This window comes from Streptomyces sp. NPDC041135 (assembly GCF_055592085.1).
Genome location: NZ_JBVIYZ010000017.1, coordinates 36282 through 62126, shown reverse-complemented (window position 1 = coordinate 62126; position 25845 = coordinate 36282). Strand labels below are relative to the sequence as shown.

The window sequence follows — 25845 nt, the reverse complement described above, 5'->3', positions numbered from 1 at the left end:
GTGGTCTGCCTTCGGGTCAGGACTGTCGGGCCCTCACCTGGTCGGCCAGTGCGCGTGGGGTGGGGTTGGCGAACAGGTCGGCCAGTTTCAGCCGCACCCCGACGGCCCGGTCGATCTTCTGGATGAGCTGGGCGCCGAGCAGGGAGTGGCCGCCGCTGGTGAAGAAGTGGGCGTCCGCGGTGAGGCCGGTGCTGCCCAGCAGCTCGCGCCACAGGGTGGTCAGCAGGTCGACGAGTGCGTCGCCGGTGTCGGCGGGCACCGCCTCGGCGTCCTGGCCGAGCGCCCTGAGGTCGGTGGCGATCCGGGTCAGCTCGGGGTAGTTCACCTTGTCGTTGCCGGTCATCGGGAAGTCGGTGACCGGGACGAAGTCCTGCGGGACGGCGGCTCCCTGGAGCAGGGAGCGGGTGTGGCTCCACAGGCCTTCGATGACCTTGGGGTCGTCCGGTGTCACGACGAAGGCGATCAGCGCGCCGTCGGTGGTGGGGTCGCCCACCAGGACCACGGCGGCCGCACGCACCTCGGGGTGTTCCAGCAGGACGGACTCGACCTCGGCGAGTTCGATGCGGTTGCCGCGCAGCTTGACCTGGCGGTCCATGCGGCCGAGCACTTCGAGGGTGCCGTCGGGCAGCCAGCGGGCCAGGTCGCCGGTGCGGTAGTAGCGGCCGTGCCGGGAGTGGCCGGGGAAGCGTTCCGCGGTCAGTTCGGCCCGGTCGTGGTAGCCGATGCCGACGCCCGTGCCGGCGATGCACAGCTCACCGGCGAGGCCGACGGGCAGCTCGCGGCCCTCGGGGTCGGCGACGAAGATCTGCGTGTTGGCGATGGGTCCGCCGACGTGCAGCGGGCCGTCGTCGAGGCTCTCGATGCGGCCGGACGCCGACCAGATCGTCGTCTCGGTGGGGCCGTAGACGTTGGTGAGGCGGGCGCCGGTGGCGAGCAGCTCGCGGGCCAGGGCGGGCGGCAGCGGTTCGCCGCCGGACAGGACGGCGCGGCCGGCGAGCCGGTCGCCCGCGTGTCCGCCGACCAGCCGCCAGGTGGTGGGGGTGGCCTGGACGATGTCGATGGAGTGCTGCTCCAGCACGGCCAGCAGCTGCTCGCCGTCGACACGGGCGCCGTCGGGGGCGACCACGACCCGGCCGCCGGAGGCGAGCGGCACCAGCAGTTCCAGGGCGGAGATGTCGAAGCTGAACGTCGTCATCCACAGCACCGACGAGCCGGGCCCGGCGCCGAGTTCGTCGCGGAAGTGCTCGACGAGGTTGGCCAGGTTGAGGTGGCTGATGCGGGTGCCCTTGGGGCGGCCGGTGGAGCCGGAGGTGTAGATCATGTAGGCGCAGGACGCCGGGTCGGCTCCGGGGACCGGCAGTTCGACGGTGGCGCCGTCGGTGCCGTCGGGGCGGATGGTGACCAGGCCGTCGACGGGCACCTCGACGCCGGCGTCGGCGACGACCAGTCCGGTGCCGGCGTCGGTGAGCTGGTACTCCAGCCGCTGCGCCGGGTGGTCGGGGTCGAGCGGCAGGTACACGCAGTCGGCGAGCCAGGTGCCGAGGACGGCGGCGGCGAGCCGGACGCCGCGCCGGCAGAGCAGGGCGACCACGGAGCCGGGTTCGACGCCGGTGGCCAGCAGCTGTTCGCCGATGTACTGGGCCTGGCGCCACAGTTCGGCGTACGACACCTCGTGCCCGCCGTCCTCGACGGCGACCGCGTCGGGGCGCAGGGCGACCTGCTCGGCGACGGCGCTGAGCACGTCGGTGTGGTCGAGGTCGCGGGCGGTGTCGTTGGCGCCGTCGATGATGGCGTGGTCGCGCTCGCTCCAGGTGGGCAGGGCGGTCAGCGGCTCGTCGGCGGCGGTGCCGAGGGCGAGCAGCAGTGCCTCGTAGCGGTCGATCATCAGCTCGACGTCGCTGCGGCTGTAGGCGTCCTGGTAGAACGCGGCGCGCAGCTGGAGGGAGTCGCCGAGGACGGTGACGAAGAACTCCAGGTCGAACTTGCTGTAGCCGTTCTCCACGGTCAGCAGGCGGGCGGTGCCGCCGCCGATGGGGAACTCGGGGTTGCTGTGCGGGATGTAGTTGAAGACGTGCCGGAACAGCGAGTTGCGCCAGGAGGCGTCGACGCGGGGCACGATCTCCAGGAGTTCGTCGACGGGGTAGTCGGCGTGGCCGACGGCGTCGAGGTAGGTGCGGCGCAGGGTGGTGACCAGGTCGCGGAAGCTCTTGTCCCGGTCGACGCTCTGGCGCAGGGTCAGCACGTTGATGTGGTAGCCGATGGTCTTCGCCTGGTCGCGGCCGCGGACGCTGACCGGGGAGCCGACGGTGATGTCGGGTCCGGCGCCGTGCGCGGCGAGCAGGACGTAGTAGGCGCCGAGCAGGATGACGACCTCGGGGGCGCGCAGTTCGCGCTGGAGCCGCTTGGCGACGGCCGCCGCCTCGGGGGACAGGGCCTTGGTGACCCAGTCGCCGACCAGGGTGGTGCGGGCCGGCAGCGGCTTGTCGTTGCCGAGGTCGAGGGCGCCCACGTCGAGGCCTTCGACCTGGCGCTGCCAGAACTCCCGGCTGCGCTCGGAGGGCTCGGGCTCGGTCCACGCGGGGGCCTGGCCGGCCAGGGCGGCCGGGGCGGGCGCGCCGGTGGAGAAGGCGTCGTAGAGGGCGGAGAACTCCTCGACGACGATGCCGGTGGACATGCCGTCGAAGATGCTGTGGTGCACGGTCAGGCAGAAGATGTCACCGCCGGGGTCGGTGATGTGCCGGGCGCGCAGCAGCAGGCTGCCGTCGGCGGCGAAGGGGGTGCCCACGTACTCGGTGAGGGCGGCGAGGGTGTCGGTGCCCGGCTCGGAGCGGCGGTGCTCGACCGCCACCCCGGCCTCGTCGGCGGGCAGGACCGACTTGCGCAGCGCGGACGTCTCGCCGTCGGTGTGGAACACCGTGCGCAGTGTCTCGTGGCGGCCGACCAGGAAGGTCAGCGAACGCTGCAACGCGTCACCGTCCAGGGCTCCTTCGGCCTGGAAGGTGAAGGTCAGGTTGTTGACCCCGGCACCGGGGACCAGGTCCTCCAGCAGCCAGAGGGACCTCTCCTTGCTCGCGGCCGGGGCTGCGGTGCGAAGGTCCCCGTGCACTAGCTCCATCTCGGCTGTCCGATCTTCTCGGTTACTTGGAGAGCAGTTCGGTGGTGGCCTTGGCGACGTCGTCGGTGCGCAGCAGGTCGGCGTGCTCGACGCCGGCGAAGACGACTTCCTCGGCCACCAGCTTGTCCTGGGTGTGCAGGATCTTGTTGCGGACCCGGTTGAGGCCGTTGTCCACGGCCGAGGAGCACAGGGCGGTGGCCTTGCCCCAGGCGGGCAGCGGGTCGATCTGCTCGGCGACGGACAGGTAGGTGAGGAACGCGCCGAACATCTCCTCCAGCTCCTCGACGAACTCCTCGCCGAGGCCGATGCGGTCGCAGGCGATGGCGACGGCGTCGTGGAAGCGGCTGACGAGGATCTCGGCCAGCTCCTTGATGCTGCCGGCCTCCTCCAGCGCCGCCCGGCCGGCCTCGCGCAGCTGCTCGGCCTCCTCGGGGCTGAGGATCTGCTTGAGGCTCTCGACGACCATGTAGAACTGCCAGTACACGGTGTCGGGGTGGGTCAGCTCCGGGTCGAAGAGGATGAGCGCGGGCGCCTCGTCCTGGATCTCGGCGATGCGCTCGGCGAGCAGGGCGGCGTAGACGCTGCCCACGCAGTAGCCGAGGACGCCGCGGACCTGCTTGCCGCTGGCCTTCACCTCGTCCAGCCACGGCTTGATGTACTCGTCGCCGCTGATGCCGGAGAGCAGCCCGGTCGGTGAGGCCGCGGTGCGCCAGAACGCCTGGCCGCCGGTGAGCCGGTTCGCCAGTTCGTCGAAATCGGCCTGGAGGCGGCCGGAGGCCGGAAAGTCGACGGCGATGACGAGTTCACCGTTCTCGCCCTGGCTGAGAATGTTCCAGCTCGATATCGGGTCGCTCATGATTTCCCCTTGTCGGTCACCAGGTCGCGGGTTACGGTCACGACCGCGCGTCATGCAGAGAAACTAGCCAGCGGGCCGATCGGGGAAAAACCCCTATCCGCCCCTAAATTCACCCTCCGAGCCGCTTTCTCGAGCGGAATGGGACGGGCGCCGGATCAGGAGAAGACCACGGTTCGGGTGCCGTTGAGCAGGATGCGGTGTTCGGCGTGCCAGCCGACCGCGCGGGCCAGGGTGCGGTTCTCCACGTCCCGCCCGAGGGCCACCAGCTGGGCGGGCGCGGCGTCGTGCCGGACGCGGATGACGTCCTGCTCGATGATGGGGCCCTCGTCGAGGTCGGGGGTGACGTAGTGGGCGGTGGCGCCGATCAGCTTGACGCCCCGCGAGTGGGCCTGGTGGTAGGGCTTGGCGCCCTTGAAGCTCGGCAGGAAGGAGTGGTGGATGTTGATGATCCGCCCCTCCATGGCCTTGCACACGTCCGCGGAGAGGATGCGCATGTAGCGGGCGAGGACGACCAGGTCGGCCTGGCTGTCGGCGACGACCTCCAGCAGCCTGGCCTCGGCTGCGGCCTTGTCGTCGCCGCTCACGGGGATGTGGTGGAAGGGGATGCCGTGCCCGGTGACCAGGCCCTCGAAGTCGGCGTGGTTGGAGACGACGCCCGCGACCTCGATCGGCAGGGCCTTGCTGGCGACCCGGAACAGCAGGTCGTTGAGGCAGTGCCCGTACTGGCTGACCATGATCAGGGTGCGGGTGGGCCGCTCGGTGTCGTGGATCTGCCAGTCCATCCGGAAGGTCGCGCCGACCCCGGCGAAGCCGGCGCGGATGTCCTCCAGGGCGGCACCGGAGTCGATCTCGAAGTGGACGCGCATGAAGAACAGTCCGCTGTCCTGATCGCCGAATTGCTGGCTGTCGACGATGTCGCCACCCATCATCAGCAGATAACTGGACACCGCGTGCACGATGCCTCGGGTGTTGGGGCAGGACAGCGTCAGGACATACTGTCGCGCGGCGCCTGATTTCATCGCTTCTCCCGGTCGGGTCTGCCATTCATGTGCGACGCAGGTGGGACCGGGCCGGCCCGGAATTCACTCCGGACGGGGGATTCGGGAGGCTCTTCCGGGCCGCGCCCGTGCAACAGGCCGACACACACTTTTTCGACCGTGCGCACGGTTTCAGGCTAGGGGCCCGAAATGGGACCGGTAACCCCTAGCCCGCCCCTAGGGGCCGTGCCGGGGTCCTGGGTACGCCGGCCGGCGGACGTGAAAAGACCGGTGGCCGTCATCCTGGGATGACGGCCACCGGCCGGTTGCGGTACTGCGGGTCCTGCGGGTCGTACCGGTCGTACGGGTCAGGCCTGTTCGCGTCCGGTCCGGTCGGTGTCCGGTCAGCGGGAGACCGGCGCCCCGACGGCCGGGGCCTCCGCGGCGGGCGCCGGGGCCGTCCGCTTGCCGACGACGACGTCCTGGACGGGGGCGGTACGGCCCTTGCCCACGGTCATCAGGATCGTCAGGGCGGCGAGCACGGTGGCACCGATGGCGCTCACGATGAGCATCTGGTTGGTGCCGTACGCGGTGGACCACTGGGCCACCTCGGTGAGCACGGCACGCCCCTGGGGCGGCGAGGCCTGCGCGACGTGCACGCCGGCCCCGGACTGCAGGGCCTCGGTGATCGGCTTGGCGGCCGACTGCATGGCCTCCGGGATCTTCGGACCGTGCAGCCGCGTGGTGGCGTCGCTGGCGACGCGCTGCTCGAAGACGGCGCCCATCACGGCGACACCGATCGAGGTGCCCATACGGCGCAGGGTGTTGACCGCGCCGGTGGCCATGCCCGCGTCCCGCGGCTCGACCGCGTTCAGCGCGGCGGCCGAGGCGGAGGAGCTGATCATGCCCATACCGGCACCGGCGAGGATGAAGCCCACGATCAGGTGGGTCCAGCTGCTGTTGCCGTTCAGTCCGGTCAGCGACCAGATGCCGGCCGCGACGAGCACCATGGCGTAGGCGCACAGCCACTGGTCGGAGATCTTGCGCGACAGCTTCGCGGCGAGCGGAGCGGCGATGAAGGCGGCGCCGGTCAGCGGCAGGAAGCGCACACCGGCGTCGACGGCGTTGTAGGACAGGCCGTTCTGCACCCAGATGGCCAGGTAGTTGATGATCGCGACCAGCGTGGCCTCGACACCGAAGGAGGCGAGGACGACACCGAGGAACTTGCGGTTCTTGAACAGCCGCAGCTCCAGCATCGGGGTCTTGGAGACGGCCTCCCAGACCACGAAGCCGATCAGCAGCGCGCCGCCGATGGCGAACGAGGTGAGGATCTTCGCCGAGGTCCAGCCGTCCTTGTTGCCCTGGACCAGACCGAACAGCGCGGCGACCAGGCCGAGCGTGAGCAGGACCGTGCCGGGCCAGTCGGCCGGCTTGGGCCGGTCGGAGCGGGACTCGTCGAGGTACTTGAAGCCGATCAGGAAGGCGGCCGCCGTGACCGGCACGGTGACCAGGAAGATCCAGCGCCAGCCGGGGCCGTCGCACAGGGCGCCGCCGAGCAGCGGGCCCACGGCGATGGCCGCCGCGATCGAGGCACCGAAGGCACCGATGGCGCCGGAGCGGGCCTTCGGGTCCGGGAAGGCCGCGCCGATCAGGGGCAGCGTCATGGCGAACAGCATCGTGCCGCCGAGGCCCTGGACGACACGGGCGATCTCCAGCGGCAGCGGGCTGCTGGTGAGCGCGCAGGCCAGGGAGCCGAGGGTGAAGACCAGCATGCCGGCCTGGAAGATCTTCTTGCGGCCCAGCCGGTCGCCGAGCGTCGCCGCGGTCAGCATCAGGCAGGCGAGCGGGAGGTTGTAGGCGTTGACGACCCAGGACAGGTTCGACAGATCCGTGTCCATCGCCTTCTGAATGCTCGGCAGCGCCACCGCCACGATGGTGACGTTCATCAGGAGGCAGAAAACTGAGACACAGACCAGGACGAGTGTCCAGATCCGGCCGGAACGCCCCGGAGCGACGGGAGCGGTCATGACGGTGTCCTTTCGATTACACAACGGCTGTAGCCCAGCCATAGGTGTACGCCCATTGCGCTACAGGTGTCAAGCTAAGCTTGTACACTCATCAGGTAAGGTCGGCTCACGGGACGAAGGAGGAGGCCATGCCCACCAGCACCAGTCACGCGTCCACGCAGGCCAAGACGGCTGCCAAGCGACGTCGGCCCGCTCGCCGGGGCGAAGGGGGCCAACTCCGTTCGGAGATCATCGACGCGGCCGGCCGGCAGCTGGCCGAGACGGGCGACGCGAGCAGCCTGTCCCTGCGGTCGGTCGCGCGCACCGTCGGCGTGGCCGCGACCTCGATCTACCTCCACTTCCAGGACATCGGGGAGTTGGTTTCCGCGGTGAAGCAGCGGTTGTTCCAGCAGTTCACCCAGGCACTCACCGAAGTCGCGGACGCGGCGGGAGACGATCCCCGCGAGCGGGTACGCGCCCTGAGCCTGGCGTACGTCGACTTCGGACTGACCCACCCGGGCGACTACCGGGTGATGTTCACCCCCCTGTCGGCCTCCGTCACCGAGGAGTTGAGCCGTCAGACCAACGGGGCGTTCGCCGTGCTCCGCCAGGCCGTCGCCGCGGCGGTCGGCGAGGTCCGGGCCGACCGGGTGGCGCTGCACCTGTGGACTGCGCTGCACGGGATCGTCACCCTGCGCGAGCTGGGCAGCTTCCCGTGGCCGGCCGTCGGGGAACAGGTCGACAGCCTCCTTGGTCTGTTGTTCGGCCCGCAGGGGAACCAGTCCGTGAACTAGCCCCCGCACGCCGCGCATTCCGATATCCATGACGGCAATGGAGCAACTCCTTATGGGGGACCTGTCCGTGGACAGGCAAGGGGTATCTCCCGGACATGGAACAGCGACACGTCCGGAACGGTAACCCCTATTTCCTGCTAGGGGTCGGGGTTCCGGACCGGGGTTCTGCCGATTCTCCAGCGGAATTCAGGTCTCCACCGCAGGCGGAAGACGCTCCGCGCAGGTGGACGCGCGTTTTCCGGCACCGGTCGGGCAGCAGCTGTTCAAGCGGTTCTCGAGTATTCCTGAAGCAATCATCGAGAATGCGATCGCCCCGAACGCGACCGCCCGGGACGCGATCGCCGAGAGGGCACGGCCGCATGCCGAAGGCGCGCGCACCCGTCGCACGGGTACGCGCGCCGTACGGCGACCCGTGCGCCGGGTCGCGGGGTCAGGACGGTGACGGCACCACGCTGAGGTGGCGGCGGGCGGCGGGGACCGCCGGGTGGCCGTCGGCGGCGGCCGGGGCGAGGCCGGCGCGGGCCACCGGGGCGGCGGCCGCGCCCGGCACCGGCCGGAGCGGACGGACCGCGGGCCGCGGCGAGCGCGCCGCGTGTCCCCCGTACGCCACCGCGTGCTGACGGGCCGTCTCCCGCAGCTCCGCCTCGCGCCGGGCCGTCTGCGCCGCGACCGTCTCGCGCAGCGCCTCGGCGAAGCGGTCGACGTCCTCGGCGGTGTTGTCCAGGTGGACGCAGGCGCGCAGGGCGGTGGCGATGCCCCGCGCGGGCAGGTGCAGCGGCATCTCCTGGGCGACCGTCTTCCACACGACGACGCCTCGCGCCGCCAGTTCCCGGCGCAGCTCCGCGGCGGGCAGTGCGGGGTGGTGGAAGGCGAGGATGCCGGACTGCACCTGGCCGGGCGCGATCACCTCGACGCCCTCGACCGCCTCCACCGCCGCCCGCAGCCGCCGTTGCAGCGCGCGGACATCGGTGCCGCGGCCGATGGCGGCGTGCTCGGCGAGGGCGGCGTTCAGTCCGACGACCGCCGCGTCCTCCGGCGCCGGCGGGTACGGGCGCGCGGACGGCTCCCGGGGTGCCTGGCGCAGCCGGGGGGCGACGTAGGCGAGCCCGGTCCGGTCGGGGCCGCGCAGGAAGCGCCAGGCGTCGGCGGTGAGCAGGTGGCAGCCCGCCCGGCCCGCGTCCACCGGCACCTGGCCCACCGCGTAGGAGGCGTCGACGGCGTACAGGCAGCGGTGCGGGGCGAGGATGCGGCCCACCGCCTCGACCGGGTTGACGATGCCGACGGCACCGGGCACGTGGGTCACCGACACCAGCGCGACCGTGTCGTCGATGTGCTCGGCCAGCCAGCGCAGGTCGAGGTCGCCGTTGTCGCGCAGCGGTACGACCTCCAGCCGGCAGCGGGTGCGGTCGCGCAGCGCGTACAGCGTGGCCAGGTTGGCCGCGCTCTCGTAGGGCGTCGTCCAGATCCGGTCGCCGGCCGCCAGGCGCAGGGTGCCGACCAGGGCCGCGAAGGCCTCGGACGCGCCGGTGACCACCTCGGTGCCGGCCGCGGGCACGCCCAGCAGGGCGCCGATGCGCGCCTGGACCTCGCCGTGCAGGACGTCTCCGTAGGTCTCCTCGACCTCGTGGGGGCCGTAGCGGTCCTCGCGGTGCGCGCAGTCGGCGACCGCGTCGCGCACGGCGGCCGGCATGCGGCCGCGGCCCGCCGTGTTCAGGTGCGCCGTCCGTGTCCGCCGCGGGGCGGGTGCCGTGGTCGCGTCCGTCGTCGCGTTCATTTCCGGGGCCTCCCCCCGTGATCGGGACTGTGCCAAGCATTGCCAGATTTCTTGGCAATACTTTGCCTACTGTCCGGGGAAGTTGGCAACACCCGCTCCGGCGGCGCTCTAGTGCCGTCGTGCGGAAACAGCGCGCGGGCGGCTGTATTTGCCAGGTATTGCCAAGCGGAACCCGCAGGCGGGGAAAGGTATGGCCGGTTTCTCTACTTGTTCTCGATCGATTCCCGAGCGAATTCCAAGGGGGTGTTGCCAAGCTTCTTGGTAAGAAGTTGCCAACGCGGATCGCGGAGTTGCCCGCGACAATGCCACCAGGAGCCGACATGCAGATCGCCGCCCGCGTCCTCGTCACCGCCGCCGCTCTCGCCGCCGCCGTCCTCAGCACCGGTGCCACGCAGGTCGCGGTCGCCGGTGACATCGGCTGGCCCACCGCCCCGGCCGCCACGAGCCACACGGACGCGATCGGCTGGCCGGCCGCCGCGACGGCCACCGCCGCGGACTCCATCGGCTGGCCGCGGGTCGCCGGGGCCACCACCGCCGGCACGGACTCCATCGGCTGGCCGCAGGCGGTCCAGGCCGCCGCGACGGACGCTCCCGCCATCGGCTGGCCCCGGGTCGCCGCGGTCTGACGCGGCACGCCGAACACCGCACGCGGCCGCATCCCGCGGCGCAACGCAAAGAAGCGCCCCCGCAGGGGCGCTGGGAGAAGAGACCTACCGAACCGTGAGGCCCCCGCCGGTCACAGAGCCGTGGCGGGGGCTTCGGTCACTCCGGTCATGTTCGGCGCCACGCGCCAGCCGCTGAGATCGCGGTGCGCGGCCAGCCACGCCGAGGCCAGCGCGACGAGTTCGGCCACCGGGCAGCACAGCGCCTGGGCGGCGCCGACCCGGCCCGTGCGCACCAGGCCCTCGCGGGCGGCGCTCCGGCCGATCTCCTCGTAGTCCCCCTCGTACATGACGAGTTGCTCGCTGGCCCGCCACTCGGTGACACCGTCGGCGCCCGTCGCGTGGGGCACGTCCATACGGTGGCTGCGGCGCCCGGGGTAGGGGGTGCGGTGCTCGGCCAGGTGCAGCGCGGTGCACTTGTCCCAGCCGACCCCGAGCAGCAGCACCTTGGCCCCGGCCCGGCAGAGCCCCGCCAGCGGGCTGTACTCCCCCAGGCCGTAGGGCAGCCGGTGCTCGCCGAGCACCTCGGCGGCGGCGGGACCGGCCGCGGCGAAGGAGTACAGGGGGTGTGCGGAGCGGCGGGCACCGGGCAGGGAGCGGACGAGTTCGGGCAGTCGGCCGAGCCGGGGCTGCGCCGGGTGCAGCTCGGGGTCGAACGGCGGCAGGGCGGCCCGCACCCGGGGCCACCACTCACGCGGCACCGGGCGCTGGGACCAGGTGGCGGGGTCCGTCAGATAGGTGGTGAAGGCGGGCACGACCAGGGTGCCGCCGGGGCCCACGGCGTCGCGCAGCGCCTGGACGAGGGTGACTCCCCCGCCGGTCGTCCAGCCCAGCGCGCTGATCGCCCCGTGCACGACGACGACGTCCGACTCGGTGACGCCCGACGCCCTTATCGCGTCGGCCAGTTCACGACGGCTGTAGGGCCCCGGGGTGGTCGTCTCGGCGGCGGGGTGCAGCATCTTGGGGCCTCCACGGCTCCGGCTCGGCAGGTCGGCGCGGTCACTTCACCGCTCTCGTACGGCCTCGGTCACTTCACGGCTCTCGTACGGCCTCGGTCACTTCACCGCGGCCGCGGCGCCCGGCTCCGCCACCGGTACCGGGTCCGGCCGCCGGGCGCCGCGCACCGCCGGAGTGATCAGCAGGCCCGCCGCGGCGAACAGCGCCGCGACCACGGCCCAGCCGGCGCCCCGGCCGCCGCCGATGAAGGAGGTCAGGAGGGCGGGGCCGAGGATCGACTGGACGCCGTGGTGGAGCTGGAAGGCACCCAGGTACTCACCGCGCCGGTCCCGGGGGGCGAGGTTGAGGCCGAGGGAGAAGGAGGCCGCGGAGTGCCACAGCTCGGCGCAGGTCATCACCGTGAACGCGGCCGTGACCAGCACCCCGGCCGCCCAGGGCGAGAGCCCGCCGGTCGGCACCAGCAGCAGGCAGGCCGCGGCGGCGGCCAGACCGGCGCGGCGGGCGACGCGGGCCGCGCCGGGCAGGTCGTCGGTGCCCCGGGAGGTGCGGACCTGGAACAGTACGCACAGCACGGTGTTGAACCCGATGAGCGCCGGCGTGAGCGCGGCGGGCAGCTCGGTGGCGACCACGATCCACAGCGGTACGGCGACCGCGAGGAAGGAGTCGTGCAGCGCCAGGACGGCGTTGACCGCCACCACCCGCAGGAAGGGAAGGTCGCGCAGGGCGGCCGTACGGCCCGTGGCCGGTGGTGCGGGACGGGCGCCGCGCGAGGGCAGCCCGCGCACCAGCAGTCCCGCGATGACGAAGGTGACCCCGTTGACCAGGGGAAAGACCTGGAGCACGGCACCGCTGCCGAAGGCGATGAGGGCCGCGGCGCCCAGGGTGCCCAGGCCCATGCTGGCGTTGCCGACCGCCCGGATCGCGGCCCGCGCGGTCACCCGCTCGCCCTCGGGGACGAGTTCGGCGATCAGGGACATGAAGGAGGGCCCGGTGCCGAACTGCAGGGCGCCGAGCAGGATCGCGAGCGCCGTGAACTGCCAGGCGGAGTGCACCGCGGGCAGGGCCAGGTAGCCGCCGCCCAGCAGCACCAGCAGCCAGGTCAGCAGCGGCCGGGCGCCCACCCGGTCGGCGACCTTGCCGAAGAGCACCGAGGCGAGCAGCCCGCTCAGCCCGGCGGCGGACAGCGCGAGGCCGACCTGGGCGGCGGTCAGCCCGGTGACCCGTGTCAGATAGACGGCGGACCCGGCGACGTACAGCCCGACGCCGACGCCGTCGACCCCGTGCAGCAGCGCGATGCGCCGCGCCGGGCCGTGCAGCGCGTTCAGGGGGTTCAGGGAGCCCGCGAGGGACGGCATGGCTGGTCTCCGCTCGATGCGAGGTGCTCGGCGTCCACGGCGGCCCGGCGTCGCGCTGCCCGGCGGCCGCGGCGGTTCAGGGGGTGCGCAGGACGGAGTAGATGAGCTGGTCGTGCCAGCCGCCCGCGCGCCACTGGGCACGGCGGATGCGGCCCTCCCGCTCGAACCCCGCCTTCTCCGCCGCCCGTTGCTCGGCGATGTTCTCCACGTCGGTGCACACCTGGACGCGTTCGGCCCGGGTGTGCTGGAAGAGGTACTCGACGAGCAGCTGCTGCGCCCGGGTGCCGACACCCTTGCCGCGCCGGTCGGCGAACAGGCCGATGGCGATCTCCCAGCAGGCGGAGGTCTCCACCCGCCCCCAGGACCTGCGGAACCACTCGACGCGTCCGGCGAGGGTGTCGTCGGCGGTGACGGACAGCATGTTCTCGTCACCGCCGAGCAGCCCCCGCTCGTCGAGCAGCCGCCGCAGTCGCACGGTCGGGGTGTGCCCGAACCACTGGTACGGGCCCGGCCCCTCGGGTCCGGCGAACTCCGCGTCGAACCGGTCGAGGTCGGCGGCGGTCACCGGGCGCAGCGCCACGTTCATCCCCGGTGCCCGGCCTTCAGCCGTACCGCCTGCTTGAGCACCTGGTCGGCGTCCGCGGCCCGCAGGCCGTCGGCGACCAGGGTGCGCAGCCGGGCCAGCCGTTCGGTCAGGGTGAGCCGGTGGTGTTCCTCGGTGAGCGCCTCGTACTCGGGGTGGCCGAGCAGTTCGGCGAGGAACACGTTGGCCAGGTCCTTGGTGGACGGCTCCTCGATGGTGACGGCGATGTGGATGGAGTTGCCGATCCGCGCGGTGGCGGAGTGCGGGGTGCCGTGCGGCATGTAGAGCACGTCACCGGGGCGCAGGGTGACCTCCATCCGGCGGTCGAAGGGGATCACCCCGCCGGCGTAGCGGTCGGACTCGCTGGTCGTGGTCTCGTCGAGCCGGCCCAGCACCCAGTCCTTGACGCCGGCGACCTGCAGGACGAGCACGTGGGCACCGTCCATGTGGGCCGCGATGGCGGTCTTGCCGGGCGGGGAGAGGAAGACGAACGACTCCAGTTCGGCCCGGAACTCCGGCTCCAGGGAGCGGACGAGCGCGCGCAGCCGGGGGTGCCAGTGCTCGGGCTGGCTGAACTTGAAGGTGCCGCCGCCGGCGAAGTCCCGTCTGATCTGCTCGGGGTTGATGTAGCCGGGGACGCTGTGGCCGACGATGGAGCGGGAGCGGGTCATGTCGGAGACCGCGGTGCGCACCCCCTCGTCGAAGGAGGTGAAGTACGGGCGGATCAGCAGCCCGCAGTCGACCTCCTCCCAGATCTCCTCCTCGGTGATCAGCCCGCTCAGGTCCGCCCGGGAGCGGAACACCGTCGGCTGATCGGCCCAGTGGTCCCGGAAGAAGACCTCGGTGTCACCGACCAGGTCCTCGAGGGTGATGGTCATCCGGTCACCTCCCGCATCGCCGTGAGGGCGGTGTCCGCCCAGGTGTCGTCGTCGAGGGCGCCGGCCGTGCCGAGCAGCGCGGCTCGCACGTTCTCGGTGCGCTCCTCGAGGGTGGTCGCGTGGAAGCGGTGGGACAGCTCCCGGTCATGGCCGAGGACGTACGCGGCGAGCGCCTCGAGCAGGTCGTCGGGCGTCGGCTCGGTCAGCGTGAACGTCAGGTGGAAGGAGTCGCCGTCGCGGGCGATCGCATCGTGCGGCCAGCCGTGCGGCAGGTAGAGCACGTCACCGGGTTCGAGGACGAAGGTGTGGGTGGGTTCCGCCGCGTCCACGTCCAGCCCGGCGCCGCTGCGCACCTGGCCGTCCTGCGCGTACAGCTGCCACTCCTTGCGGCCCTCCAGCTGGACGGCGACGACGTGCGAGGCGTCGCGGTGCGGGAGCATGCCGCGGCTCTCCGGCGGGGTCCAGAAGACGTACGACGCCACCGCGACCGGGGCCGCCGCCTCGAACTGCTCGACGAGGGTGCGGGTGGGCCGGTGCCAGTCGGAGAGCTGGTTCAGCTTCAGCGTGCCGCCGGCCGACATCAGCCGGTGGATGGCGGCGCGGTCGGGGAAGCCGGGGCGCTCGTGGCCGATGACGTCACGGGTGGTGGTGTAGGTGCGCTCGTGCGGCACCGCGCCCTGGCGCAGCACCGAGAAGTACGGCCAGCGCAGCAGGCTGGCCTCCAGTTTCTCCTCGACGAGGGCGGAGGAGAGGTGGCGGGCGGGGTCGACCGCGCCGCGCAGGATACGGAATTCCTTGTTCCAGGCGTCGGCGAAGATGCCCTCGCCGCGCAGGGTCTCGACGAGCGACGTCCCGGTACGAGGCGTCTGTGCGCTTGCTGAGTTCAACCCGACCCCCAAGGGCTCCATGTGCGTGCGAGTGCGGGCGCCGGCCGGAGAGCCACGGTGCTGCGCTCCGGCCGACGGAGCCGTCCGGTGGGTCAGGCGTTGGAGATCTGGTTCATGATGGTCTTCGGCGAGTCGAAGGCGTCCTCCTCCTCGCCGCCGCCGGCGACGCCGGTCTGCGCCAGCTCCTCCGGGGTCTCCGAGGTGCCGTCGATCGCCTTCTTCGTGTCGCGAATACCCATTTCAGCCTCCACAGGCAAGGAAGGGCTCCGCCGCGATTCGGCGGCGGACTGCGTGGAAGCGTCGCAACGGCGTCTCGCACAGCGCTCGATTTCACCTGGACATGACAGAACGGCGAGGAGCGCGCCGGCCATCTCGGGCAGGGCGCCTCGCCAGGGGTGAGCCTGCCGCCGGACCGGTGAGGGGATGAGGGGGGTGGACACCGGGCCGGCGGCACGCGACCCACAACAAGCGTGCGGGCGCCTCCTTCAGGACCGCTGGAGGAACGCTCGAGAGCCGCAAGGCGACGGGCGCGCGGCGGCCGCCCGGCCCACCGGTCCGCCGGTGCTCCAGTCCTGCTAGAGCCGCCCCTTCCACCCTGTGCCGGAACCAGTGGATCTCCCCCGGGTGGGCCGACGGACAGGACGGGCATGAGGGCTGCGCAGGGATCGCACACGGACACCGCCACCGCGCAGACGGCCCCGCAGACGACGGCACTGGCCCTGTGTTCCGTGGGGCGTTCCCGGATCGTGCTCGTCGAGGGCCCGGCGGGCTGCGGCAAGAGCCGGCTGCTGGAGCTGGTGGCCGAGCGGGCCGCCGCGGCCGGCACGCTGGTCCTCAGGGCCGCCGCCACCCCCGCCGACCGGCGGGTACCGCTGGGGGTTCTGCGCCGGCTCGTCGCCGGCGGCCCGCTGAGTGCGCCGCCCGGCCCGCTCGGCACGGCGCACCCCGACTTCCCGCGGGCGGCCCGGGCGTTCTGCGCGCGGCTGTGCGCGCTGGCCCAGGACGGCCCGGTCGTGCTGTGCGTCGACGACGTCCAGGACGCCGACGAGGAGTCCCTGGCCCATCTGCGCCACCTGGCCCTGCACGCCCGCCCGGCCCGCGTCCAGCTGTTCGTCACGGCCCGGTACCGGCCCGGCGCCGAGCCGTCGCCGTTCGTCGGCGCCCTGCACCGCCTGCCGCACTTCCACCGCATCGGCCTGCGGCCCCTGACCGCGGCGGGTACGAGGCCGCCGACCGTGCTGAGCGCGGCGGAGGAACGGGTGACCGCGCTGGCCGCCGAGGGGCTGACGAACCGGCAGATCGCGGCCCGCCTGTTCCTCACGGTCAGCACGGTGGAGCAGCACCTCACCCGTGCCTACCGCAAGCTGCGCATCACCGGCCGGCCGCAGCTGCCCGGCGCGCTCCCCCAGCCGGCCGGCACCGGGGACTGACGCGCCGCCGTACGCGGGGGCCCCGGGCGCGTGCGCCCCGGGCCCGGAGGTGCGTACTAGGCCGAGGCCGACTGCGACTCGCGGCCCTGGGTGCGCAGCTGCTCGTTGATGCGCCTGGCTTCTTCCAGCTGGTCCTCGAGGATGACGATGCGGCAGGCGGCCTCTATCGAGGTGCCCTGGTCGACGAGTTCCCGTGCGCGGACGGCGATACGCAGCTGGTAACGGGAGAAACGGCGGTGACCGCCCTCGGAGCGCAGGGGGGTGATCAGGCGGTGTTCGCCGAGGGCCCGGAGGAAGGCGGGGGTGGTGCCGAGCATCTCGGCGGCCCGGCCCATGGTGTAGGCGGGGTAGTCGTCGTCGTCGAGGTTGTCGACGGCGCGGGAACCAGCTGGGGGCATAGACCTCTTCTTTCGGGGACGCGTCGGGGGGCCCGGGTGCCGTGTCGGCACCCGGGCCCCGAGCTTGCAACACCATCTACCGGCTGACCGCGCCGGCGTTGTCTGTCCGCAGGGTCCGCCTGGGAGGGCGGGGCTGCGGGGATCGCGGATGCGTGACCGGGGACCACCTTCCAATCCGGGGCCTGCGGTACCCGGGCGGTTCTCTTCCTCACCCGGGCGATCCTGATGGCGTCTCGCTCCTCACCTTCGGTTACGGGGTCGTACTGCTCGACCTGCTCGCACGGCGGTCCGTGTCTGCCGTGCCCGTTTCGACTTCTTGGGTACGACGACGACAGTAGCTCCGTGACCAAGCAATGTCTACTGCCACCACGATAGATTTTCTGGACGGTCAGTAGGTGAAGACCTGCGCCAAATACACCCGAAAGAGTGCCACTGGGACCGTCGCACCGTCTCTTGGCAACATCGTCCCCGCACGTCGCCCGGCCCTCTCCAGCCGTGCTCCAGCGCCGCGAGACCACCCCTCCGGCCGGTGTTGCCAGCATCTTGGCAAAAGCTTGCCAAGCCGGAAGATCCAGCGGAGCGCGCGCCAGCCGAGCCCCGGATCGATCCCGGAAGCCGCTGTCGAAGGAGTCAGCCCGATGTCCATCTCCGGCCTCATCCAGCAGCACGCGGCCGCCCGGCCCGAGGACTCCCTCCCCGGCGACCCGCCCGGCAGCCCGCTCCAGGAGATCGTGCGCGACCTGTTCGCCGAGGTGCTCGGGTTGCCCCGCGGGGCGGTGCACGCGGACACCGACTTCTTCCGCTCCGGCGGCCGGCCGGAGGCGGCCGGCCGCCTGCTGGCCCGCGCCCGGCAGACGCTGGACGCGCACCTGGGCGACCAGGCGCTGCGGGAGGCACCGACCCCCGCCCGGTTCGCCGCGCTGGCCGGTGACAAGCCCGCCGAGGTGACCGGCCCCGGCGGCGCGGGCACCCAGAGCGCGCTGCTGCCGTTCCGGCTGCGCGGCGGGCTGGACGTGGCCGCGCTGGAGGCGGCGCTGACCGACCTCGGCCGGCGGCACGAGGCCCTGCGCAACTCCCGGCTGGGCGCCGCGGGCACCCGGCTGCGCGCCCTGCCCGGCGGCGACCACCGGCTGGAGCTGGCGCTGCCGTCCGCCGCCGTCGACCAGTTCTCGCAGCTGCCGCTGGCCGCCGAACTGGCCCGGGCCTACGCCGCCCGGACGGCCGGCACGGCCCCCGGCGGCCCGGGCGAGGTGCCCGGACCGGCACCGCGCGCGCTGTGGGGCGACGCGGCGCCCACCCCGCTGCCCCCGGGCGGCGCCCCGCTCACCGGCGACCTGGTGGCGGGCTCCCTGGACGTGGAACTGGACGGCGAGGTGCACGCACGTCTGGCCCGGTTCGCCGCCAAACACGGCGCCACCCTGTTCATGGTCGTGCACACCGCGCTCGCGGCCCTGCTGACCCGGCTCGGCGCCGAGGGCGAGGTCACCCTCGCCGCCCCCGTCCCGGCCCGCTACGACACCGCCACGCGCGGCGCCGTCGGCCCCTACGGCCGCGTCCTGGCGCTGACCGCCGACACCGGCGGCGACCCGTCCTTCGCCGAGCTGCTGCGCCGGGTGCGCGCGGCCGACCTCGCCGCCTACCGCGACCCGGCCGCGCCGCTCGCCCTGCCCGGCGGGATCGCCCTGTCGGTGCTCCAGGAGGCGGTCGCCGCGTTCCCGGCCGGCGCGCTCACCGTCTGCCCCGAGCCGCCCCGGCTGCCCCTGCCGCCGGCCGAGCTGGGCCTGATCCTGACCGAGCGGCAGAGCGCGTCGGGCGCCCCGGCGGGCCTCGCCGTCACCGCGGTGTTCCCGCAGGACACCGTCGGTGAGGCCGCCGCCGCCTCCCTCACCGGGCAGCTGGTGTGCCTGCTGGAGTCGGCCGTGCGCGAGCCGCACCGGCCGCTGAGCCGGCTGCGGCTGGTGCCGGGCGGCGCCGAGGACGCGGCCGGGCTGTGGGCCGGCACCCGCCCCGCGCTACCCGCCGCGACGGTCGCCGAGCTGTTCGCCGCGCGGGCGGCCGAGCAGCCCCGGGCCCTCGCCCTGGGCGAGCTGACGTACGCCGAACTCGACGCCCGCTCCGACCTCCTGGCGCACGCGCTGATCGAGCACCACGCGGGCCCGGGCACCTCGGTGCTGACCGCCATCGCCTCCCCGGCCGGGTTCGCGGTGGCCGCGCTGGCCATCGCCAAGACGGGCGCCGCCTGCGCCCCGGTGGACCCGGTCCTGGACGACGTGCCGGAGCGGCTGCGGCCGGTGGCGCTGCTGCTCGACGAGGGCGCGGACCGGGTGCTGCGGGCCGTACCGGGGGCGGCGCGCCTGGTGCGGGACCCGGACGCCGACCTGCTGCCGACGGGCGGCCGCTGGCCGGTGCAGGACGCCGACCGGACCGCCCCGGCCGGCTGCGGCGACCCGGTGGTGCTGGCCCTCGCCGAGGACGGCACGGTCGCGATCGGCCCCGGCGCGGTGGCGGCGGCGGCCGTGACCGCGTCGGCCGAGGGCGCGGACGCGCTGTGGCTGGTGCCGGACTACCCGGACGCCAACGACACCCTCGGGCTGCTGGCCACGCTGGCGCGCGGCGCCCGGGTGCACCTGCCCGGGCCGGGCGAGCCGCTGCTGGCGGGCCCGCGGGAAGTGGTGGACATGCTGCGGGAGCGGCGGGCCGGCCTGCTGCTGGGCGACGCCGGCGGGCCGCTGCTGGCGCTGGCCCGGTCCGAGGGCGTCACGGTGACCACCGGCGGCGGCTGGGCCGAGGGCCGGATCGTGGTGCGGCACACGCCGGAAGGGGTGCTGCCCGCGCCCGGGTTCGGCGCCTACGTGCTGGACGCCCGGCTGCGCCCGGTGCCCGCCGGCGGCGTCGGTGCCCTGTACGTGGGGGGCGCGGGCGTCGCCCAGGGGTACGCCGGTGACCCGGCCGCGACCGGGGAGCGGTTCCTGCCGGACCCGTTCGGCGGGCCGGAGGGGGAGACGGCCGTGATGTGGCGCACCGGCCGGGCCGCGATGGTGGACGCCGACGGCAGCCTGCACGTGCTGGACGAGCCGCCCGCCGACGACCCGTTCGCCGACGAGTACGCCACGTTCGTCGTCGTCTGCGACGGCCGCGGGCACCGCGCCCTGTGGCCGGCCGCCGTCCCGGTGCCCGCGGGCTGGCGGCAGACCTGCGCCGAGGACCTGTACGAACTCTGCCTGGACCACCTCAAGGACCCGCGCTGACCTCCGCGCCGGGCCCGGTGGCGGCCGGCCGCCGGCGCGCTCCCGGTCAGCGTGCCGCCGGCGCGGTGCCGGTCTGCGCCGGAACGGGTCCGGCCTGCGCGGGGAAGGGTCCGGCCTGCGCGGGGAAGGGTCCGGCCGGGCCGCGCTGGGACTGCGCCAGGGCCTCGGCGAGGATGCGCCAGATGTCGGCCGCCAGGTCGATGTTGGAGTCCGCCTGCGCCTGCTCCGCCAGGGCCCGCAGCCCCGCCACGCCGCCGTGGTCGCCGGACAGGATGCGCAGCTGGTGGCGGAGGATGTCCAGCCGTACCCGGTCCCGGTAGGTCATCCGCGGCTCCTCCCGGGCGAGTTCGCCGAGCAGGGAGCGCGCGTCGTCGTACCGCCCGGTGAGGAAGGCCAGGTCGGCCTTGAGGGCGGCCAGCTCCTGGCGCAGGTTGGGGGTGCCGACGAAGGTCATGGCGGACTCGGCGGCGGTGATGCAGCGTTCGGCGGCGGCCGGCTCGGCCGGAGTCTTCTGCAGGTGCAGCCGTCCGGCGGCCAGCCGCAGCCGCAGCCACAGCAGCAGGTCCTCACCGCTGGAGAACCGCTCCAGGGTCTGCTCCAGGCACTCCTGCGCGCCCCGGTGGTCGCCCTGGCGCATCCGTACCGCCGCCGCCGTCCACATGGCCTCCGCCCACAGCGTGTCGGAGCGGCCCGCGACCAGGTCGGTCAGCTCGTCGGCGTGGGCGCGGGCGTCCGGCAGCCGGCCCGCCTCGGCCTCGACGGAGACCAGGGCGAGCAGCGCGGCCGCCTGGTCGGAGACGCCCAGGGAGCTGTCCCGGGCGAGGTGGTGGGCGCGCACCGACGCGTCGAGGGCCGGGGCGATCTCACCGAGGGAGCGCAGGCAGCGGGCGAGCCGGGTCAGGCCCCGCACCCGCAGCTCGGGCAGGCCGACGTCCTCGCCGAGGCCGACCAGTTCCTCGAGGTAGGAACGCTCGTCCTCGTGGTCGCCCTCCACCCGGCGGGCCTTGGCCAGCAGCCACAGCGCCTGCCAGCGCACCACGGGCTCCTCGTGGCCGTCCGCGTCGAGCGCCTCGCGCAGCGCCTCCATCGCGCCGGGGCCCGCCTCGGCCGCGGTGGACGAGGCGAGGGTCAGGGCGTGGGTGAGCGAACCGGCCGAGGGCTCCTCGAAGTCGGCGGGCTTGAGGCCGAGCCGGTCGGCGAGGTAGGCGACGGCGCGGTCGGTGGGCTGCCGGGCGCCGGACTCCAGCCGGGAGAGGTAACCGGTGGACATGCCCTCGCCCGCGAGCGCGGTCTGGGACAGGCCCCGGGCCGTCCGCAGCTTGCGCAGACGGCGGCCGAAAGCGGGCTGTTGCAGCATGGGGACCGTCCCAGGGGATAGGCGGCGCCGGTGGTGCGCCGGGAGCCGGGGAGCCGGATTCGAGCTTGGCAGCCCGGCAACGGCCGGGCAAACCTTTGCCACGCGTTCTGCCTCGGCTCTCGTGCCGGTCTCACGAGACTCTCGTACGGCTCTCGTACGCGTCTCGTACGGATCTCGTGCGCTCCTCCAGCGTTTCTCCAGAGGTTCTCGAACGAATCCGGTCAGCATCTCCAGCATCCCGTCGGCGGCGGCTTCGCGCTGTCCGCCCGCACCCTCAGGAGTCGTCCATGAATCCGGCGCGGCCCACCTGTTCGGACGACGACATAGGCTGGCCGAGAAAGCGGCTGGGCGGCCGTCCCGGACGGACCGGCTACGACACCCCGTCCGTCCCGTCGGCCGCGTCGGTCCCGCCGGCCGAGGCCGCCTCCGCCGCCGTCCGCACCAGCGCCAGCGCCGCCGCCGTACCGCCGTCGCCGCCGACGACGACCAGCGGCGGCCGGCCGCCCTGGGCCGCCATGTCACGCGCGAGGGCGTAGGCCAGCGCGCCCGCGCCGCACGATCCGCTGAGCGTGAGCCGGCCGCCGCGCGCGGTCAGCGCCCGCAGCGCGCCCGCGGCCGGGGCGGCGCCGGCGGCGCCGGCCGGGAGCACCGCGAGGGCCTGCGGGCCGGTGTGCCGGCGGGCCAGGACCTGATGGTCGGGCGGCGGGGCGCCGGGCGCCTGCACCAGGCAGACCGCGCCCGCCCCGGCGGCCGCCTGGGCGCGCAGCGGGACCAGCGGTCCGGGTGCGGCGGCCGGGGGCGGCGCCTGCGGGGACGGGGGCTGCGGCGGCCGCGGCGGCGCGGTGCCGGACAGCCGCGCGAGCACCTGCCCGACGGTGGTGTCCGCGTCGGCCCAGCGGGGCAGCATCCGCAGCAGCCGGACGCAGTCGGCGAGCATCCGCCGCGCCGCGGCCCGCTCCACCCGGACGCCGTCGAACACCGCGGTGAGGGTCAGCCCCTGCCCGTGGTCGCGGCAGGCGTGCACCCCGAGCGGGTAGGCCGTCAACGCGCCCGCGTGGTCGTGCTGTTCGACCTGGATGCCCTCGGCGGACAGGGCCCGCGTCAGCGCGTCGTCGGGGCGCGGGCCGGACTCCCAGCCGATCAGGGTGTCGGCGGCCGGGGCGGCGCGGCCGGCGAGTTCACCGGGCGCCACCCACTCGTACGCGGCCAGGTCCAGAGTGTGGTCGCGCAGCGTGCGCAGCAGCCACGGCACCGACTGACCGGGATCGACCGTGACCGACACCGGCAGCGGGTTCTCGAAGGGACCCGGGGTGCGTTCGATGCCCTCCAGGAGCAGACCGCGCCCGGGGAAGGTGACGCCGAAGGCCACCGGTGCGGGACCGTCGACCGCCGCCGCCCGGTGGCGCAGCATCGCCCAGGCGGTCTGCAGCGCGCTGCTGCCGGTGGCGCCCCAGCGGGCGGCCCAGTGGTCGAGCCGGGCCGTCTCGGCCCGCGCCAGCCGGACCCGGCAGCGGCCGGTGCCGCCGCGCCCGGCGGGCAGCGGGGGCGGCACGGACGCCGGGAGCGGGCAGCCGCGCCAGAACTCCCGCGCCGGGGCGAGGTCCTGGCCGTCCAGCCAGCGCGTGTAGTCGCGCAGGTCGGGCCGCCGCTCGCCGCCGGCCAGGCAGCCCTGGGCCAGGTAGGCGCGGCAGAACTCGCGCAGCAACAGCCGTACGCTCCAGCTGTCCAGGACTGCCCGGTGGTAGGTGAGCAGCACGTCGGTGCTGCTCACGGCGCCGGCCGCGCGGTCGGCGCGGCGCAGCAGCGCGGCCCGCAGCAGGCCGGGGCGGCGCAGGTCGAAGCCGCGGGCCCGTTCACTCTCGCGCAGCGCCTCGCGGCGGGCGGCGCTGTCGTACTCGTGGCGCACCACCTCGGGCGCGCAGTGGTCGAAGACGACCGCGCGCGGCCGCGGTTCCCAGCAGAACGCGGTGCGCAGCACCGTCTCGCGGTCGGCGACGGCCTGCCAGGCGGCGGTGAACCGGTCTACGTCCAGCGGCCCGTGCCAGCGCCAGGTGAGCTGCTCGACGTGGTGGCCGGGGCGTTCCAGGGCGCCGGCCAGCCAGGCCCGCTGGAGCGGGGTGACGGCGAGGGTGCGCGGCAGGGTGCCGCAGTGCGGTGCGCTGCCGCCGCCGGCGCCCGGGCCGCTGTCGTCGCGGGCGAGGACGGGGCTGCCGGTGAGCAGGTCGGCGAGGAGGCCTGCCGGATACGGTCCCGGTTGCTCGCCGGGGCCGGGCAGTTCGACGGTGTGGTGGCGGGGCCCGTGCCGCAGCAGCCGGACCGGGGCCCGGCCCAGGTCGGGGTGGTTGAGGGCGATGTGGTCGAGGGCGCGGTGGAAGAGGTCGGTGTCCAGCGGGCCGCGCAGGTCGAGCGTGGGCGGCGCGGCGGGATCGGCCGGGCGGCCCGGGTCGAGGACGGCGTACAGGGGCGCGGTCTCGTCCGGTTCGTCGGTCATCGCGGCTGCTCTCCTTCCTCCTCGGCCCCGGTCCGCGGCGGGGTGTCCGCTCAGCAGGTCCGGCGCAGCCCCGCCTCGAAGGCGTAGATGGCCGCGTGGACGCGGTTGCGCAGCCGCAGCTTGTGCAGCAGGTTCTGCACGTGCGTCTTGACGGTGTGCTCGGAGAGGGTGAGGGCGCCGGCGATCTCGCCGTTGGACATGCCGTGGGCGAGCAGTTCCAGCACCTCGCACTCGCGCTCGGTCAGCTGCTCCGGGCCGACGTCCGACACCCGGGGCGCCCGGCGCGGCTCCGCGGGCGGCCGGTGGACGAGGGTGTAGCCGGCGGCGGCCAGGACGACGGCGGAGGCGAGCTGGCCCGCGGTGGCCGTGCCCGGCAGGTGGCCGTGGGCGCGGGCGGGGCCGGCGGAGCCGCCCATGGTGAGGACCCGGACGTCGTCGCCGGAGTCCCGGGTGAGCGCGGCGTGTTCGTCGGCGGTGAGGGCGCCGTGCACGACGACGACGTGCGGGCGCAGGGCGCGCAGCGCGGCGGCGGCCTGCGGTCCGGGCACGCTCTCGCCGGTGATCCGGATGCCGGGGTGGCCCTCGAGCAGGGTGCGGATGCCGACGCGGGCGAGCGGGTCGGCGCCCAGGACGTGGACGCGGACGGCGGCCGGCCGGCCGGTGCCGGGCCGCGGGTCCCCGGCGGCGCGGTCCTCCGGGTGGCGGTGCCGGTAGGCGGGCGGCTCGTCGGAGGCCACCGGGGGCAGTACGTGCACCGTGGCGTGCCGTTCCTCCATGCCGCGCTCCTCCCCCGTCGTGCGTCCCCTTCAGGTCACGGTAGCGGTGCGCGGGGATTCGCCCCGGTTGTCTCCAGCGCGCCCCTATCCGCCCCCGACCGGTTCTCGTGCCCGGCGCCCGCTGCCGTCGCCCGGGCCGGTCCGGGGGCCGCCGTACCGCGCCACACGGCCTCCCAGTCCAGGCGCGGCCCGCGCACCTGGAGTTCCCCGAAGGCCCGCAGCAGTTCGGGTACCTGCCCGACCCCGGCCGCGCCGGCGGCGGTCGGGCCGCAGCGCAGCAGCACGGGGTAGCCGGGTGTGTCGTACCCGCGTCCGGCGCCGCTCCCGGCGGGCGCCGCGCGCATCACGTGCCGGGCGGCGGTACGCAGGTCCAGCACCCCGGCCGCGCAGGCCGCCGTGACGGTGCCGGTGCCGTCGCCGGTGACCGCGCCGACCGGCAGGCCCCACTCCCGCCACAGCCGGAACAGGCCGAGCTGGTAGGCGAACAGGGCGGGGCGGCCGTACTCGGGGGTGTGCAGCAGCCAGGTGTCCGCGCCGCCGTGCGGGGCGAACACCACGGCGGCCAGCGGCAGCGGCAGCAGCGCCTCCAGGGCCCGGCCGGCGGTGTCGAACTCGCGGCGGAAGACCGGGAAGGTCCCGTACAGCGCCCGGGCCAGCGGCAGTGCGCGGCCCCGCCAGTCCGCGAACAGCACCGCCACGTCGCCGTCGCCGGTCAGTCGCACGCCACCCGCCTGCGTCCGCGCGGCGCGCTCACCGCGGCGCCGGCGCCAGGACATCGTGGTACTCCACGATCCGGCCGGCCGCGTCGAAGCGCAGCTCGCCCGCCAGGCTCCAGGAGGCGTCGCCGAGCGCGGCGGTGAGCCGCACGGTGACCCGGTCGCCGTCGGCGAGCAGGCTCTCGCAGGCGAGCCGCACCCCGGGCACGGTCCAGTGCCGGGTCAGCCGGTTGGGCTCGCCCCGGTTGCCCGCGGCGACCAGGGCGCGGGCGAGTTCCTTGTTGCGCTCCTCGACGGCGCGGGCGGCGAGAAAGGCGTGCAGGGTCTCGCTCAGCGGATCGGACAGCGTCGGTGGCATGATGACCGTCCCTCCGTCACATCACTGCGACTCGGCTCGGCCCGCAGTGTGGCGGCGCCGGCTGGAGGGGCACCGGAGAACGGGTGCACCGGCGCCCGGCGTACGCCCCCTGCCGCCACCGCGCGGTGCGCCGGCGCGGCGACGGCATCCGGCCAATTACCGCCCGCGCGGGCCCGGTCGATTCGGCCGGATCGTGTCGGCCGGGCGGCGCCGAAGAGGCGAAACGC

General features: G+C 74.3%; 21 protein-coding genes. 4 read left to right on the top strand and 17 right to left on the bottom strand.

The annotated features are described in order from the left end of the window. Positions 1-16: 16 nt before the first annotated feature. From ACZ6CZ_RS29040 to ACZ6CZ_RS29025, 4 genes are all read right to left on the bottom strand, one after another. The gene (locus ACZ6CZ_RS29040; protein ID WP_469027012.1) at positions 17-3106 is read right to left on the bottom strand and encodes a non-ribosomal peptide synthetase; all 3090 of its coding nucleotides are present in this window, start codon (positions 3104-3106) and stop codon (positions 17-19) included. A 31-nt stretch (positions 3107-3137) separates the two neighbouring features. Next, positions 3138-3971 (bottom strand): hypothetical protein, encoded by an 834-nt coding sequence (locus ACZ6CZ_RS29035; RefSeq protein ID WP_469027010.1) that lies wholly within the window; start codon positions 3969-3971, stop codon positions 3138-3140. Positions 3972-4126: 155 nt separating this feature from the next. Next, positions 4127-4990: a formyltetrahydrofolate deformylase gene (purU, locus tag ACZ6CZ_RS29030; RefSeq protein ID WP_469027007.1), complete on the bottom strand. Its 864-nt coding sequence runs from the start codon at positions 4988-4990 to the stop codon at positions 4127-4129. 362 nt (positions 4991-5352) lie between these two features. Further along, positions 5353-6975 (bottom strand): MFS transporter, encoded by a 1623-nt coding sequence (locus ACZ6CZ_RS29025; protein WP_469027004.1) that lies wholly within the window; start codon positions 6973-6975, stop codon positions 5353-5355. A 128-nt stretch (positions 6976-7103) separates the two neighbouring features. Here ACZ6CZ_RS29025 and ACZ6CZ_RS29020 point away from each other — a divergent pair, with 128 nt between their 5' ends. Beyond that, complete coding sequence (locus tag ACZ6CZ_RS29020; protein ID WP_469027002.1) at positions 7104-7748, top strand: TetR/AcrR family transcriptional regulator; 645 nt, start codon at positions 7104-7106, stop codon at positions 7746-7748. A gap of 430 nt (positions 7749-8178) precedes the next feature. On the opposite strand, the gene ACZ6CZ_RS29015 is transcribed toward ACZ6CZ_RS29020, so the two are convergent. After that, a complete protein-coding gene (locus ACZ6CZ_RS29015; RefSeq protein WP_469026999.1) occupies positions 8179-9522 on the bottom strand; it encodes an aminotransferase class V-fold PLP-dependent enzyme in 1344 nt (447 codons plus the stop codon). A gap of 320 nt (positions 9523-9842) precedes the next feature. Here ACZ6CZ_RS29015 and ACZ6CZ_RS29010 point away from each other — a divergent pair, with 320 nt between their 5' ends. After that, a complete protein-coding gene (locus ACZ6CZ_RS29010) occupies positions 9843-10148 on the top strand; it encodes a hypothetical protein (protein WP_469026997.1) in 306 nt (101 codons plus the stop codon). Between the two features lie 110 nt (positions 10149-10258). Here ACZ6CZ_RS29010 and ACZ6CZ_RS29005 read toward each other — a convergent pair whose 3' ends face one another. The 6 genes from ACZ6CZ_RS29005 to ACZ6CZ_RS28980 all read right to left on the bottom strand — a co-directional run bounded on the left by ACZ6CZ_RS29005 (position 10259) and on the right by ACZ6CZ_RS28980 (position 15083). Beyond that, a complete protein-coding gene (locus ACZ6CZ_RS29005) occupies positions 10259-11143 on the bottom strand; it encodes an AAC(3) family N-acetyltransferase (RefSeq protein ID WP_469026996.1) in 885 nt (294 codons plus the stop codon). 96 nt (positions 11144-11239) lie between these two features. Beyond that, positions 11240-12496, bottom strand: coding sequence for an MFS transporter (locus ACZ6CZ_RS29000; protein ID WP_469026994.1), 1257 nt, complete (start codon positions 12494-12496; stop codon positions 11240-11242). Positions 12497-12572: 76 nt separating this feature from the next. Next, entirely contained in the window at positions 12573-13082 is a 510-nt protein-coding gene (locus ACZ6CZ_RS28995; RefSeq protein ID WP_469026991.1) for a GNAT family N-acetyltransferase, read from the bottom strand. Continuing rightward, positions 13079-13957 carry a JmjC domain-containing protein gene (locus ACZ6CZ_RS28990; RefSeq protein WP_469026989.1) on the bottom strand — a complete coding sequence of 293 codons (879 nt, stop codon included), beginning with the start codon at positions 13955-13957 and terminating at the stop codon, positions 13079-13081. Before ACZ6CZ_RS28990 ends, ACZ6CZ_RS28995 begins: the two co-directional genes overlap by 4 nt. Then, on the bottom strand, positions 13954-14844 hold the full coding sequence (locus ACZ6CZ_RS28985) for a JmjC domain-containing protein (protein WP_469026987.1): 891 nt from the start codon (positions 14842-14844) through the stop codon (positions 13954-13956). Before ACZ6CZ_RS28985 ends, ACZ6CZ_RS28990 begins: the two co-directional genes overlap by 4 nt. Before the next feature lie 92 nt (positions 14845-14936). Next, on the bottom strand, positions 14937-15083 hold the full coding sequence (locus ACZ6CZ_RS28980) for a hypothetical protein (RefSeq protein ID WP_469026984.1): 147 nt from the start codon (positions 15081-15083) through the stop codon (positions 14937-14939). Between the two features lie 408 nt (positions 15084-15491). On the opposite strand from ACZ6CZ_RS28980, the gene ACZ6CZ_RS28975 reads away from it, so the two are divergent. Beyond that, the gene (locus tag ACZ6CZ_RS28975) at positions 15492-16274 is read left to right on the top strand and encodes a LuxR family transcriptional regulator (protein ID WP_469026982.1); all 783 of its coding nucleotides are present in this window, start codon (positions 15492-15494) and stop codon (positions 16272-16274) included. Between the two features lie 56 nt (positions 16275-16330). Here the strand turns inward: ACZ6CZ_RS28975 and ACZ6CZ_RS28970 are convergent, their stop codons facing one another. After that, positions 16331-16672 (bottom strand): MerR family transcriptional regulator, encoded by a 342-nt coding sequence (locus ACZ6CZ_RS28970; protein WP_469026980.1) that lies wholly within the window; start codon positions 16670-16672, stop codon positions 16331-16333. Positions 16673-17310: 638 nt separating this feature from the next. On the opposite strand from ACZ6CZ_RS28970, the gene ACZ6CZ_RS28965 reads away from it, so the two are divergent. Further along, positions 17311-19920 carry an AMP-binding protein gene (locus tag ACZ6CZ_RS28965; protein ID WP_469026978.1) on the top strand — a complete coding sequence of 870 codons (2610 nt, stop codon included), beginning with the start codon at positions 17311-17313 and terminating at the stop codon, positions 19918-19920. A 46-nt stretch (positions 19921-19966) separates the two neighbouring features. On the opposite strand, the gene ACZ6CZ_RS28960 is transcribed toward ACZ6CZ_RS28965, so the two are convergent. The 5 genes from ACZ6CZ_RS28960 to ACZ6CZ_RS28940 form a co-directional block, all read right to left on the bottom strand. Then, the gene (locus ACZ6CZ_RS28960; RefSeq protein WP_469026975.1) at positions 19967-21277 is read right to left on the bottom strand and encodes a helix-turn-helix domain-containing protein; all 1311 of its coding nucleotides are present in this window, start codon (positions 21275-21277) and stop codon (positions 19967-19969) included. 370 nt (positions 21278-21647) lie between these two features. Beyond that, a complete protein-coding gene (locus ACZ6CZ_RS28955; RefSeq protein ID WP_469026973.1) occupies positions 21648-23768 on the bottom strand; it encodes a condensation domain-containing protein in 2121 nt (706 codons plus the stop codon). 50 nt (positions 23769-23818) lie between these two features. Continuing rightward, on the bottom strand, positions 23819-24544 hold the full coding sequence (locus tag ACZ6CZ_RS28950; protein WP_469026970.1) for a response regulator transcription factor: 726 nt from the start codon (positions 24542-24544) through the stop codon (positions 23819-23821). Positions 24545-24579: 35 nt separating this feature from the next. After that, positions 24580-25320, bottom strand: a complete 741-nt coding sequence (locus tag ACZ6CZ_RS28945; protein ID WP_469026968.1) for an ACP S-malonyltransferase — start codon at positions 25318-25320, stop codon at positions 24580-24582. Beyond that, positions 25295-25618, bottom strand: coding sequence for a hypothetical protein (locus tag ACZ6CZ_RS28940; protein ID WP_469026966.1), 324 nt, complete (start codon positions 25616-25618; stop codon positions 25295-25297). Before ACZ6CZ_RS28940 ends, ACZ6CZ_RS28945 begins: the two co-directional genes overlap by 26 nt. Between the last annotated feature and the right edge of the window lie 227 nt (positions 25619-25845).